This is a genomic window from Paraglaciecola sp. (assembly GCF_039942875.1).
Lineage (GTDB): Bacteria > Pseudomonadota > Gammaproteobacteria > Enterobacterales > Alteromonadaceae > Paraglaciecola.
The window spans coordinates 335,462-348,470 of record NZ_JBDVBQ010000024.1; the positions used below are offsets into that span (position 1 = coordinate 335,462).

A 13,009-nucleotide genomic window follows, 5' to 3' on the forward strand; every position below is an offset into this window, starting at 1 on the left:
ACTGTTGAAGCCTAGCTTGTTGTATCTAGATCTGCATCATTAATGATCTTGGTAGGGGTCGTCAATGGCTAATTGCTTTAATATGGCAATTTCTAACCCTTCCATTTCATTTGCATCGGCATCTTCAATATGGTCAAAACCTAATAAATGCAAGCAACCATGAATAATCATATGCGCCCAATGATCGAGGTTTTGTTTGTTTTGTTGTTTGGCTTCTGCCTCTACTACTTGGCTGCAAATGACTAAATCGCCTAAAAACACCGGCATCTCATCTAGTTCATTATCATCTGATTGTAAGACTATATCTGGCATTTCAAATGGAAAAGACAATACATTTGTGGGGCTGTCTTTTCCTCTAAACTCGCTGTTAAGTGCCTGACTTTCTTCAACATCAACTATGCGTACAGTGATTTCTTGTTGAGTTAAGTCTTGATGAAGTAGGACGGTATCAAGCCACAACTGCACATTGTCTAGAGTAGGAATAACCTTAGAGGTTGTGGCGATTTGTAAATCAATAATTGCGCTCACAGAGTCATCACTTAAGTATTGTCCTGCTGCTTGGCTAAGGCTTCTTGTTGTGCTTTCTTTTCAAGGCGCTCTTTTTCTTTTTGGCCCTCGTATTCTTCATACGCTGTTACAATTCTGGCAACAACTGGGTGACGAACCACATCTCCGGCGCTGAAAAAGTTAAATGAAATATCATTTACATCTTTAAGTACTTCAATAGAATGTCTTAGCCCTGAGCGTACCCCACGTGGTAAATCTACTTGAGTAATATCGCCGGTAATTACAGCTTGAGAGTTAAAACCAATTCGAGTTAAGAACATTTTCATTTGTTCAACCGTGGTATTTTGGCTTTCATCTAGAATTATAAAAGCGTCATTTAAAGTACGGCCACGCATATAGGCGAGGGGAGCAACTTCAATGACATTGCGCTCAATGAGTTTTTCTACTTTTTCAAACCCCAACATTTCGAACAAGGCATCGTATAAAGGTCGTAGGTAAGGATCGACTTTTTGCGAGAGGTCTCCCGGCAAAAAGCCTAATTTTTCACCCGCTTCTACGGCTGGACGAGTTAACAAAATACGACGAATCTCTTGTCTTTCTAATGCTTCAACTGCACAAGCTACTGCTAGATACGTTTTACCGGTCCCTGCAGGTCCAATACCAAAACTAATATCGTGATTCATTATATTAGCTACATACTGTGACTGATTAGGGTTGCGGGGCTTAATCACGCCACGCTTAGTTTTTATATGGATCTCTTTACCGTAATGACCCGCTTCAGCGCGCTCTAGACATTTTGATTCTTGGATTGCTAAATGCACTTTATCTGGTTGAATGTCGGGTATTTCACCTCTAATGGGCTGAGTTTCCAAATACAGCAATTTTAGTAATTCGACAGCCCCACTAGACTGCTGAGGTTGACCAGTCACCTTGAATTCATTATTTCGGTAGGTAATTTCTACCCCAAGCCTACGCTCTATTTGTTTGATGTTGTCATCAAATGGGCCACACAAACTTGATAAACGTTTGTGATCTGAAGGCTCTAATAAAAATTCACTGCTTGTAAGTTCGCTCAAGTATTTACTCTCTACTTTTTTATTTGTTTATTTATTTTTATCAATTAGGGGGCGAAGGTTGCTACGCCTAATTCATCAATGTTTGCTGCGTTTTTCGCTAACAAGGTTTGCGGTGATAGGTCGTTACGTAAATCCATTTCGGCTTCAGTTCTAACAAGGTCGCCACGTAAAGAGTTAGCGAACACATCCGTGATTTTGATATCAACAAATTTTCCTATCATATCTGGGGTACCTTCGAAGTTCACCACACGATTGTTTTCGGTTCTTCCACTAAGCTCCATTGGATTTTTCTTAGATGGACCTTCTACTAAAATGCGTTGTTCGGTATCAAGCATATTTCGAGCAATACGCAAAGCTTGTTGGTTAATACGTTGTTGTAATAAACTCAAACGTTGCTTTTTCGTATCTTCGGTTACGTCATCAGGCAAATCTGCAGCTGGTGTACCCGGCCGAGCACTATAGATAAAGCTGAAGCTTAAATCGAAATCCATGGCTTGAATCAAGTTCATAGTCGCTTCAAAGTCAGCGTCGCTTTCGCCAGGAAAACCTATTATAAAATCCGAAGACATACTTAAGTTAGGTCTGATTTTTCGTAATTTACGGATTTTGGACTTGTACTCTATAGCAGTATGGCCACGCTTCATTAGGTTGAGAATACGGTCAGCACCTGACTGTACAGGCAAATGTAAGTGGTCTACTAATTCAGGAATATGGGCGTAGGCTTCAATAATGTCATCTGTAAATTCGACTGGATGAGAGGTGGTATAGCGAATACGATCGATGCCATTGATCGAAGCTACCAGCTCTAACAATTCGGCAAAAGTACAAATGCTACCGTCATAGTTAGGACCTCTGAAAGCATTAACATTTTGGCCAAGTAGGTTGACTTCACGGACGCCTTGCTCAGCTAATTGAGCGATTTCTAATAATACATCATCAACAGGCCGGCTGACTTCTTCACCGCGAGTGTAAGGCACAACGCAGAAAGTACAATATTTAGAACAGCCTTCCATAATTGATACAAAGGCAGAAGGGCCATCGGCTTTTGGCTCGGGTAAACGATCAAACTTTTCTATTTCTGGAAAACTTACGTCTACTACGGATTTATCTCCGCCTTTAATTTGATTAATCATTTCAGGCAAGCGATGCAAGGTTTGAGGCCCAAAAATTACATCTACAAATGGGGCCCGCTTACGGATAGTTTCGCCTTCTTGAGACGCAACACAACCACCTACACCGATAATCAGGTTTGGCTTATCTTTTTTAAGATTTTTCCAACGGCCTAACTGATGAAATACTTTCTCTTGGGCTTTTTCGCGAATAGAACAGGTATTTAGCAAAATCACATCAGCGTCTTCGGCTTCAGTTGTGGCCTCATATCCATGGGTAGAGTCTAATAAATCTGCCATTTTTTCCGAGTCATACTCGTTCATCTGGCAACCCCAAGTTTTAATAAATAGCTTTTTTGTCATAACAGATTTTTAATTTACCCTACCATTTGCAGACGTTCACTCTTATTGAATGAAGGCCTAATTCTACGCACTAAAAACGAACCGCGCATTTTACTTGGTATTTGTATAAATCGCTACTTTTAGCGCAATCTAAAGCGCTTTTGAATTAGATGTTGAGGGATAAGCTGTTTTGTTGTGATTTTGGGATATCTTGAAGGCTTTTGAGTTGTTATGCTAAACACAATTAATAACAAAGAGTTAAATAAGTTCAGATGCAAAATTTACAAAGTATTTCTGTTGGTGAAATTGAGATTGCTAACGACAAACCTTTTGTGTTGTTTGGTGGTATGAATGTGCTTGAGTCGCGCGATATGGCAATGAAAATTGCTGAGCATTATAAGGAGATCACTACAAAACTTAATATTCCTTACGTGTTTAAAGCGTCTTTTGATAAGGCAAATCGTTCTTCGGTTAATTCTTATCGTGGCCCGGGTATGGAAGAAGGGTTAAAAATATTTGAAGAAATTAAAAGCACTTTCGATGTGCCTTTGATTACTGATGTACACGAACCCCATCAAGCAGCGCCAGTAGCCGAAGTTGTGGATGTTATTCAATTACCCGCTTTTTTAGCCAGGCAAACTGACTTAGTGGTAGCAATGGCTGAAACAAATGCCATTATTAATGTCAAAAAACCTCAATTTTTGGCAGCCCATGAAATGCGTCATATCATTACAAAGTTTGGCGAAGCGGGAAACGATAAAATAATCTTGTGTGAACGAGGTTCGTGCTACGGATACAATAATTTAGTGGTTGATATGCTTGCTATGGATGAAATGAAAGCTTTCGCACCTGTTATTTTTGATGCTACCCATGCATTACAGAAACCTGGTGGGCGCACTGATTCTGCTGATGGTAGGCGGGCTCAAGCTGCGCAACTTGCGAGAAGTGGAATGGCTTTAGGTCTAGGTGGATTATTTATTGAAGCACATCCTAATCCAAATGAAGCTAAATGTGATGGACCCTGTGCATTAGCCTTAGATAAGTTGGAACCGTATTTACAGCAAATGAAAGCGTTAGATGATTTAGTAAAAAGCTTTGCACCTTTAGATACGAGTGCGAAATAGTGAGCGTTATAAAAGTTTGAGTTAAGTAAGTTTGCTGTGTCGGCGCCAGAATGCATCTGATATGCAATGGTTCGACACAGCGCTAACTTACTAAATCAATGTTAACGAGCAGACAACTTTAAATATGTACTAGTCAGCAATAACTACTTTAAATTTAAATTTCTGTAATTGTTCGTTGTTGCTACGAACTAATTCATTCGTTTGTAATTCTAATGCTGCTGAATTCATTTCTTTAGCAATATCTGCTTGTGAGACAGGAGCTTCAGTAAAGCCAAGCATAGTATTAATATTTTGCTTGATTTGCGCTTCAAGGCTAGATGCTTGAGAGCTTTCATTGATTTTTGCATTGGCAACAGAAGTTGATAAAACTGTGGCAAGTAATAAAGAGCTAAGTAGAGCTTGTGTAAATATATTTTTCATTTTGTTAACCTTAAGTTTGTTAATGTAAGTTAAATAGAATTTTTCTAATTTAGTTAATCTGCTTTGGAAGTTTATTAATTGTTTTAAAACAATTAATTTCTTTCACGGGTTAAATTCTATACAAATATTAAGTTTTTATAAAATGACTATTTGTATTGTTGCGCATTAGAAAAACTAATGCTTAAATAGGCATTAATAATTATTCACGGTTTCTTCATAAATGCCCAGGCGATTACCCCCTTTAAATTCACTAAAAGCCTTCGAGGCTGCGGCTAGGCACTTGAGCTTTACCAAGGCTGCAGATGAGTTATTTGTAACTCAAGCGGCCGTGAGTCATCAAATAAAAGCGTTAGAAGACTTCTTATCAATGAAATTATTTGTGCGTAAAAATCGTGCTCTATTTTTGACTGAAGAAGGACAGAGTTATTACCTTGACCTAAAAGATATATTTCATGCATTACATGAGGCTACTGATAAATTGGTAGCAAAAGGGGAGAAAGGTGCGATTACAGTAGCGCTGCAAACAAGTTTTGCTATTCAATGGTTAGTACCCAGAATTAATCAATTTACTCAAATTAATCCAGATATAGATATCAGAATAAAAGCGGTTGATGGTGACGAAGGCTTCTTAACGGACGATGTTGATGTGGCTATCTATTTTGGGAGAGGAAAGTGGCCAGGTTTAGTGGCAGATAAATTACATACTGAATATTTAACTCCTGTTTGCTCTCCACTGCTATTTCAAGGAGATAAACCATTAAATAAGCTAGATGACCTTTCTAAGCATGTATTATTGCATGACTTATCCAGAGAGCCTTGGGAGGAGTGGATTAAACACTTTAATGTTTTAGGGGTAAATGTTAATCAAGGGCCAATCTTCAGCCACTCTATGATGGTTCAACAAGCAGCGGCTTTAGGACAAGGTATAGCCTTAGGGCATAGTGTTCTCGCTAGGCAAGAAATCGAAGCCGGGCGCTTAGTGTGCCCATTTGACGAGAAATTGATTGTTAAAAATGCCTATTACCTAGTGTGCCACCAGTCTCAGGCAGATTTAGGTAAAATCACCGCATTTCGCGAGTGGCTATTAGAAGAAGTAACGGCAGACCAAATTGATCAAGACTTTTATTAATCAGGCAGATAATGCCATTGCTACTTTAGTGTTTGCTCATGGCGCAGGTGCAGGGCAACATAGTGAATTTATGGAGCGTGTGGCAGAAGGAATTAGCCAGCACCACATAAACGTAGTGCGTTTTAATTTTGCATATATGGCTTTAGCTGAAGAGTTGTGCAAAAGGCGGCCACCAGATAGAGCCGATAAGTTAGTAGCCTGCTACCAGGCAGTCTTAAAAGAACTCGATAGCAGTTTGCCGGTTTTTATCGGTGGTAAGTCAATGGGGGGCAGAATAGCGAGTATGGTGTTAGAGAGCTCTATTGCTAAAGGCTGTATTTGTATGGGGTATCCGTTTCACCCACCTACTAAACCTGAAAAATTGCGTACTGAGCATTTAAAGCAAATAGGTAAACCTGTCTTAGTTTTACAAGGTGAGCGAGATACCTTTGGTACAAAGCAAGAGATAGAAGGTTATGCAATGTCTCATAGAGTTCAGCTTAGGTACCTGACGGATGGTGATCACAGCTTTAAACCGAGAGTTAAGTCTGGAATGACATTGCAACAAAATCTAGAAATAGCAATTCTAGAGTCGGTGTCGTTTGTAAATAGGAATGTATGAGACCAAGCCATATTTTAACGCCATAATACCGTTGCTAGATATTTGATTAGATAGTTAGTTAAGGTTTTTGTTACCATGCCCACAATTTTTTGAATCTAGCTTCACTTTTTGAATACTCTGTTACTAGCGAGTTCTGAATGAAAATAATCTTGTTTTTTGCAGCCTTTAGCGGAATGTTATCGGTTATCTTGGGGGCATTTGCGGCCCACGGCCTCAAAAATAAACTATCTACGACTATGCTGGATACCTTTCAAGTAGGTGTGCAATATCAGATGTACCATAGTCTAGCGCTAATTTTATTGGTTATTTTATATCGTCAAATGCCCCAAGCTTTGTTGTTATATAGTGCTGGTTTTATGATCGCAGGTATTATCTTTTTCAGTGGTAGTTTATACCTGCTAGCTATGACACAAATTAAATGGTTTGGTCCAGTTACGCCACTTGGGGGCTTATTTTTTATTGTGGGCTGGGCGTTATTGTTGGCTTCTGCTTTAAAGGGAGTGAATTAAATTATGGCAGGTTTAGTTTTATATTGCCGTAGTGGTTTTGAAAATGATGTTGCCAATGAAGTTCAAGATAAAGCTAGTCTATTAAATGTGTATGGCTACGTTGAAGCAAAAAGTAATAGTGGCTTTGTTTTGTTCCATTGTTATCAACAAGAGCATGCTGAGGTCTTAAGTAAAAAGTTAGATTTTAGTCGATTGATATTCGCGAGGCAGCACTTTGCTTGCCAGCAAATTATTGAAAATATGGATATAACAGACAGAATTAGTCCTTTAATAGAGGCGGTTGCTGATTTTCCATTATGCGGTGAGTTAAGAGTTGAGTATGCAGATACAACAGATGGTCGAGAGTTATCTAAATTTTGCAGAAAGATAAGCGTACCGTTAAGACAAGCTTTGCGTAAAAAGAATAAGTTAACCAATAAAGACAATCCTAAAAAGCCAGTTTTGCATGTGTTTTTTACCAAAAATGACAAAGCTTATATTGGTTTTTCATTTACACATAATAACTCTCCTTTGCCCTTAGGCATTATGCGATTGAAATTTCCCTTTGATGCTCCTAGCCGTTCCACATTAAAGCTAGATGAGGCCTTTCAAACCTTTATTCCAAAGGATGAACATGATGTTCGTTTGCAAGGAGGGTTACAGGCTGTCGATTTAGGAGCTTGCCCAGGTGGTTGGACTTATCAACTGGTTAAACGGGGGATGTTTGTTCAAGCCGTAGATAATGGTGCTATGGACGAAGCGTTAATGGAAACAGGGCAGGTGACATACTGCCCAGAAGATGGCTTTAAATTTCAGCCTAAAAAGAAAAATATTTATTGGTTGGTATGCGACATGATTGAGCAACCACAACGCGTGGCTAAGCTAATGGCTACTTGGGTGGCTGAACAAAGTTGTAAAGAAGCTATGTTCAATTTAAAGCTACCTATGAAAAGACGTTATGAGTCGGTACAGGGAGCATTAGCCATAATTGAAGAAGTAATGAAACATGCCAATGTCGGCCGTTACCAAATGCAAACCAAACACTTGTATCACAACAGAGAAGAGGTAACTGTGCATTTAAGGTTATTAAATGGCTAATAAAAAGTGATGGGAATATTGATGGACTTACGAAGGGTAAATCAATAAAAGTCCTTTGGGTAAACTAACCTAGAGCCTTTCATAAATATTAACTGATTTGACTTTAGTCGAAGTTTATCCGATTAACGTAGAGTTAATCGGATAACTAACAAATAAATTTATTGATCTAAAGGAATATCAAACTCTTCGGATAATTCAAAATCACCGCTTACTTTAGCAATTTTGTTGTCCACAAACTCTATGGTGAGTTCCTTACGGAAATCTTCACCACGTTTTTTCATACCCCGCTTCATTTTGTAAATGTAGTACCAAGTGTCATGATCAAAGGCATCTTCTAGCACGGGCTTGCCTAATACATATTCAACCTGTTCTTTGGTCATCTCAATTCTAAGTTTTTTAACTTCTTTTTCGTCTAAAAAGTTACCTTGTGGTATATCAATACGAAAAATCCAATCGGCACAGGCTGATAAGGTCACGGTGGTTATTAAAACAATTAATAAATTCTTAAACTTCATTTTTACTCAATATCTTGGCGTTTGAAAAAGCAATAAATCGCGATTGATGGGATAAACCCTTCAACATTTGGCGAAGCATCCTAACCCAGCCACAACAGCTCAATCAATGCTTAATTTCTAGGAATTACTGATTTCTAGCAATTCTCTGGCATTAGCAATCGCAGACTCGGTTAGTGTGTCTCCTGCTAGTAGACGTGCCAACTCTTCAATTCGTTCACTTTCTTGTAAAGAAATCATATGAGTTTCTGTGGTATTTTTATCGCTGAACTTAGTCACAAACATCTGATTATGAGCTCTGGCAGCCACTTGAGGTAAATGGGTAACACAAATAACTTGGGTCGATTCTCCTAATTTTCGGAGTAATTGGCCCACTACAGAGGCAGTTGAACCACTTATTCCACTGTCTACTTCATCAAATATCATAGTAGCAATATCACAACTACTCGAACTAATTACTTGAATGGCTAAACCTATACGAGATAATTCACCACCAGACACAACTTTTTCAAGATTATCTTTCGCCTGGCCTTTATTGGTAGATACCATAAAGTGAACACTGTCTAATCCTAAATTATGTGGGGTACCATGTTCGTCATGATTTATTACTATTTCAAATTGAGTATCAGCCATATTCATTTGATGAACATGCTGTTCTACTTCTTTAGCAAAAGCTTTTGCTGACTTTTTACGTGATGTACTTAACCGTAAGGCTGCTTTTCGATAATCACTTTCAACAACCAATAATTGTTCTTTTAACTCCTCTAATAATGAATCATCTTGAACTAGAGCTTTGTATTCCGTATTCAAATCTTGATGAAACTCAAATAAAGCTTCAGGTTGAACATTATGCTTACGAGACAAGTTAAGGGCTTGAGAATATCTAGCTTCAACGTTTTGCATTCTCATTGGGTCTATCTCTAACTGTTCTGTATAGGCCCTTAATTCATTGGCAGCTTCATCTATCTGTATACATGCCTCAGTTAGCATCGAAACAATAGGCGTTAAACTAGGGTCGTGATCCTGTAGCTCTGTTAATCTGTCTACACTGCCTTGTACAGCCGATAAAGCGTTAAAGTCATCGGCTTCGTATAACTGATGAAAACTAATTTGGCTTTGTTCTAATAGGGTTTGACTGTGACTTAATTTTTTATGTTCGCTTTCTAACTCATGAAACTCGCCTTCCAATAATGCAAACTCGTCCAGTTCTTGTATTTGATAAGACAGAAGTTGGCTGCGGTCAGCCCTTTGTTGTTGTCCTTCAAGCAAACTTTGATACTGTCGTTTTTGAGTTTTTAGGGTTTGATAGCTGGCCGACACTTTCTCTATCAGGTGTTGATGTTCAGCATATTGATCTAGTAAGTTTCTTTGGTTGTCACTTTTTAGTATATGTTGATGGGCATGTTGCCCATGAATACTTAACAAAAATTGCCCGAGGCTCTTCAATTGTTGTAGTGGTACTGGCGTACCGTTAATAAAGGCTTTTGAGCGCCCCTCAGAAGATACAACTCGGCGAATAATCACCTCATCTGCGTCTGTTAGCTCATGCTCTTCTAGCCATTTTAGTGCGCCTGCTAGGTTTTTTATGTAAAAAGTGGCACTGACTTCTGCCTTAGTTGCACCAGTTCTCACCATACCGCTATCTGCACGCTCGCCTAGGCATAAACCTAACGCATCAACAGATATAGACTTACCTGCACCAGTCTCCCCTGTAATAGCAGTCATGCCTTGGGTAAAATCGACATTTAAAGTTTTTACAACGGCAAAATTGCGAATAGATAAATGAGTAAGCATGAGACACAGTTCCAAGTCATGTTTAAATATACAGTGCATGTAAATATAAACAGGTGTTGGGCTTGTGTCCAGTAATTAGTTGCTTTTATGGCGGATTAATAAAGCTTGCTGCCCCAGCTTAATTTTGTACGTAGTACATTAAAATAATTGTAACCCTTAGGGTGTATTAAGGTTAACTTAGCAGGGTTTTTACAGATTTTAATTTCATCGCCGGGTAATACTGTTAGCACTATATGGCTATCACAGCTTACCTGCAGGTTATCAGTATTTTCTGGGGAAACTTTCAAGGTCACTATGCTATTAGCGTCAACTACTATGGGTCGGCTACTCAAAGTGTGAGGGAACATAGGCACTAAGCTTAAAGCGTCTAGTTTGGGAGTTAATATTGCCCCGCCTCCAGATAGAGAATATGCCGTTGAGCCTGTTGGTGTAGCAACTATTAAACCGTCTGAGCGTTGACTAAATACAAAATGTTCATCTAAGTAAACTTCGAATTCCATCATATGGGCGACTTTTCCATGGTGCAGTACCACTTCATTTACGGCAGAGTCTTTACTTTGAATTTCTCCATCTCTATAAACAGCAACTTCTAATAAAAAGCGTTGTTCAACCTTACATTCACCATCAAAAATGCTGTCTAGTTGTGGCTCTATATCATCAGGGTTGATATCTGTTAAAAAGCCCAAGTTGCCTCTATTTATGCCTACAACACCAACATTATATTCAGCGAGTACGCGAGCGGCACCCAACATATTACCATCGCCGCCTACAACTATGGCTAGGTCAGCTTGGCGCCCAATGTCTTCTATGCTGCAAACTTCTACATCTTGACCATCTAAATTGCTGGCTGTGTTGGTTTCTACCAATATAGTGCAGCCTCGTTCGTTTAAATAAACGATTAATGCACTAAGACTGATTTTAGCACCTTGATGTGCTTGCTTTCCTATTAACCCAACGGTTTTAAACTTCATGTAATATGTCATTAACTATATTTCCCCAGAGTATAACCAGTTGGGAGTTTGAAAGTCATATCTTTTAGTCTTATTGCTAACAAATAAGTTACATATAAAAAGTAGAAAATTAAGGTAATCGATTGACTGTTAGATTTAACGGTCTCTATAGTAGCGCCAACTTTTATTAGCAAATGTAAGAAGCATCAGGTTTTATGGGGCCATTAATGATAGATGTGTCGGGATATGAACTGACACCAGAAGAAATAGATATTCTTGACCATCCGTTAGTTGGGGGAATAATATTATTTACTCGTAATTACCATGACCAAAAACAGTTAAAGGATTTGGTTAAGCATATTAGAGAAGTGACGCGTAACGATATTCTACTTGCCACGGATCACGAAGGGGGCAGAGTACAAAGGTTTAGAAAGGACTTTAGTAACATTCCTGCTATGGGGGAGATATCCCAGCTTTTAAAAAGGCACCAGCTTGATACTGACTCTTTTACTAGGTCCTTAGGCTGGCTTATGGCTGCAGAGTTACAAGCCTTTAATATCGATATAAGTTTTGCTCCGGTACTGGATATTAATGGCATTTCTGAAGTGATAGGTGATAGAAGCTTTCATCAATCACCAGTCCAAATTATTAAATTAGCTAGCCAGTTTATTCTTGGGATGAAAGACGCAGGTATGAGCGCAACAGGTAAACATTTTCCTGGTCATGGTAATGTCTTAGAAGACTCACATGTTGCTATTCCAATTGATCGCCGCAATAAACAACAAATATTTGAGTTGGATATGGCGATATTCACAGAAATTAATAAGCAAGGTTTGCTGGATGCGGTGATGCCAGCTCATGTAATTTACCCTGATGTAGACGACTTACCAGCTGGCTTTTCTCGTAAATGGATCCAAAAAATACTGCGTACTGATTTAGGGTTTGATGGTGTAGTATTTTCAGACGATTTATCTATGGAAGGGGCTGTGCAAATGGGAGACATTGTTGAAAGGGCAGAGTTAGCCATAAGCGCAGGATGTGACATGGTGTTGGTTTGTAACGATCCCAGTGGCGCTATTACGGTCATTGATGGTTTGCCTTCAGATATAGCTATGGATGACTTGAGCGTTGAAAGGGTAAGTGGCTTAAAGTCATCTTGTCACTTTGATTTTCAAACCTTACAAAAATCACAGCAATATCAAGATATTACCTACACACTTAACTCCATAAACGAGAGTAGAGAACCAGTCTAATTAGCATTGTTTGTTCTGATAATTGGTTATTTATGCTCTTTTAAAGGGCATAAATGATCACCATTAAATGTGTGATAGTGACCTTAAATGTCGTTTATCTATCATTTTATTGGATTTGACTTATCCAAATAGCTTTTTGAGTTCTTTGGCATTATTACTGCTTTCTAATCCACCATTTTCCTATTCAGTAAAATCAAGATGAGTAAATTTGCATGATTCAAAATACAATTATAAAAAGATCTTCTTACCTAGCTATTAGTTTGTTTACGTTAATGTCAATTAACTTACAAGCTGCACCATTTGATTGGGATGGCCTTGAAAAACAAAAAATAGATTTAAAATTGCCTTTATTGACAGTTCAAGGTGAAAAGGGGTTGCTAGCTTGTGCTTACGTTGACGTTGGCACGTGTGAAAAAACCGGGGAAGCCTGTGCAATAGTGTCAGGGGTTAAAACCCATGATGATATGTTATCTAGACCTGTCGTTGCATTGTCTAGTGCAGCTGAAGCGTTAGGAGTAACTAAAGGAATGTCAGGGGCTGAAGCTTTAGCCTTGTTGCGTTAGCTTGGTGTTCTTTCGCTAATAAATATATCAAAGGCGTATTTAT

At 38.7% G+C, this 13,009-nt stretch carries 14 protein-coding genes; 7 read left to right on the forward strand and 7 right to left on the reverse strand.

Annotation, left to right across the window (positions count from 1 at the left end; genetic code table 11):
* Positions 1-39 precede the first annotated feature (39 nt).
* The 3 genes from ybeY to miaB are packed head-to-tail and all read right to left on the reverse strand — an operon-like array spanning position 40 to position 3,055.
* Positions 40-528: an rRNA maturation RNase YbeY gene (ybeY, locus tag ABJE44_RS07990; RefSeq protein ID WP_348112522.1), complete on the reverse strand. Its 489-nt coding sequence runs from the start codon at positions 526-528 to the stop codon at positions 40-42.
* An 11-nt stretch (positions 529-539) separates the two neighbouring features.
* The gene (locus ABJE44_RS07995; RefSeq protein WP_348112524.1) at positions 540-1,583 is read right to left on the reverse strand and encodes a PhoH family protein; all 1,044 of its coding nucleotides are present in this window, start codon (positions 1,581-1,583) and stop codon (positions 540-542) included.
* Positions 1,584-1,627: 44 nt separating this feature from the next.
* Entirely contained in the window at positions 1,628-3,055 is a 1,428-nt protein-coding gene (miaB, locus tag ABJE44_RS08000; protein ID WP_133468895.1) for a tRNA (N6-isopentenyl adenosine(37)-C2)-methylthiotransferase MiaB, read from the reverse strand.
* A 251-nt stretch (positions 3,056-3,306) separates the two neighbouring features.
* On the opposite strand from miaB, the gene kdsA reads away from it, so the two are divergent.
* A complete protein-coding gene (gene kdsA / locus ABJE44_RS08005; RefSeq protein WP_348112525.1) occupies positions 3,307-4,158 on the forward strand; it encodes a 3-deoxy-8-phosphooctulonate synthase in 852 nt (283 codons plus the stop codon).
* A 129-nt stretch (positions 4,159-4,287) separates the two neighbouring features.
* On the opposite strand, the gene ABJE44_RS08010 is transcribed toward kdsA, so the two are convergent.
* Positions 4,288-4,578: a hypothetical protein gene (locus ABJE44_RS08010; protein ID WP_348112526.1), complete on the reverse strand. Its 291-nt coding sequence runs from the start codon at positions 4,576-4,578 to the stop codon at positions 4,288-4,290.
* A 220-nt stretch (positions 4,579-4,798) separates the two neighbouring features.
* Between ABJE44_RS08010 and ABJE44_RS08015 the strand changes: the two genes are divergently transcribed.
* From ABJE44_RS08015 to rlmM, 4 genes are all read left to right on the forward strand, one after another.
* Positions 4,799-5,707, forward strand: a complete 909-nt coding sequence (locus ABJE44_RS08015) for a transcriptional regulator GcvA (protein WP_348112527.1) — start codon at positions 4,799-4,801, stop codon at positions 5,705-5,707.
* Positions 5,688-6,308, forward strand: coding sequence for an alpha/beta family hydrolase (locus tag ABJE44_RS08020; protein ID WP_348112528.1), 621 nt, complete (start codon positions 5,688-5,690; stop codon positions 6,306-6,308). Before ABJE44_RS08015 ends, ABJE44_RS08020 begins: the two co-directional genes overlap by 20 nt.
* 137 nt (positions 6,309-6,445) lie before the next feature.
* Positions 6,446-6,817 carry a DUF423 domain-containing protein gene (locus ABJE44_RS08025; protein WP_348112529.1) on the forward strand — a complete coding sequence of 124 codons (372 nt, stop codon included), beginning with the start codon at positions 6,446-6,448 and terminating at the stop codon, positions 6,815-6,817.
* A gap of 3 nt (positions 6,818-6,820) precedes the next feature.
* Positions 6,821-7,894 carry a 23S rRNA (cytidine(2498)-2'-O)-methyltransferase RlmM gene (gene rlmM / locus ABJE44_RS08030; RefSeq protein ID WP_348112530.1) on the forward strand — a complete coding sequence of 358 codons (1,074 nt, stop codon included), beginning with the start codon at positions 6,821-6,823 and terminating at the stop codon, positions 7,892-7,894.
* A 158-nt stretch (positions 7,895-8,052) separates the two neighbouring features.
* Here the strand turns inward: rlmM and bamE are convergent, their stop codons facing one another.
* From bamE to nadK, 3 genes are all read right to left on the reverse strand, one after another.
* Positions 8,053-8,409 (reverse strand): outer membrane protein assembly factor BamE, encoded by a 357-nt coding sequence (bamE, locus tag ABJE44_RS08035; RefSeq protein ID WP_348112531.1) that lies wholly within the window; start codon positions 8,407-8,409, stop codon positions 8,053-8,055.
* Positions 8,410-8,526: 117 nt separating this feature from the next.
* Positions 8,527-10,200, reverse strand: a complete 1,674-nt coding sequence (recN, locus tag ABJE44_RS08040) for a DNA repair protein RecN (RefSeq protein WP_348112532.1) — start codon at positions 10,198-10,200, stop codon at positions 8,527-8,529.
* 95 nt (positions 10,201-10,295) lie between these two features.
* On the reverse strand, positions 10,296-11,171 hold the full coding sequence (nadK, locus tag ABJE44_RS08045; protein ID WP_348112533.1) for an NAD(+) kinase: 876 nt from the start codon (positions 11,169-11,171) through the stop codon (positions 10,296-10,298).
* 206 nt (positions 11,172-11,377) lie between these two features.
* Here nadK and nagZ point away from each other — a divergent pair, with 206 nt between their 5' ends.
* Both nagZ and ABJE44_RS08055 read left to right on the forward strand, forming a co-directional pair.
* Positions 11,378-12,403, forward strand: coding sequence for a beta-N-acetylhexosaminidase (gene nagZ / locus ABJE44_RS08050; RefSeq protein ID WP_348112534.1), 1,026 nt, complete (start codon positions 11,378-11,380; stop codon positions 12,401-12,403).
* A 212-nt stretch (positions 12,404-12,615) separates the two neighbouring features.
* Positions 12,616-12,966, forward strand: a complete 351-nt coding sequence (locus ABJE44_RS08055) for a DUF1805 domain-containing protein (RefSeq protein WP_348112535.1) — start codon at positions 12,616-12,618, stop codon at positions 12,964-12,966.
* Positions 12,967-13,009: the final 43 nt, after the last annotated feature.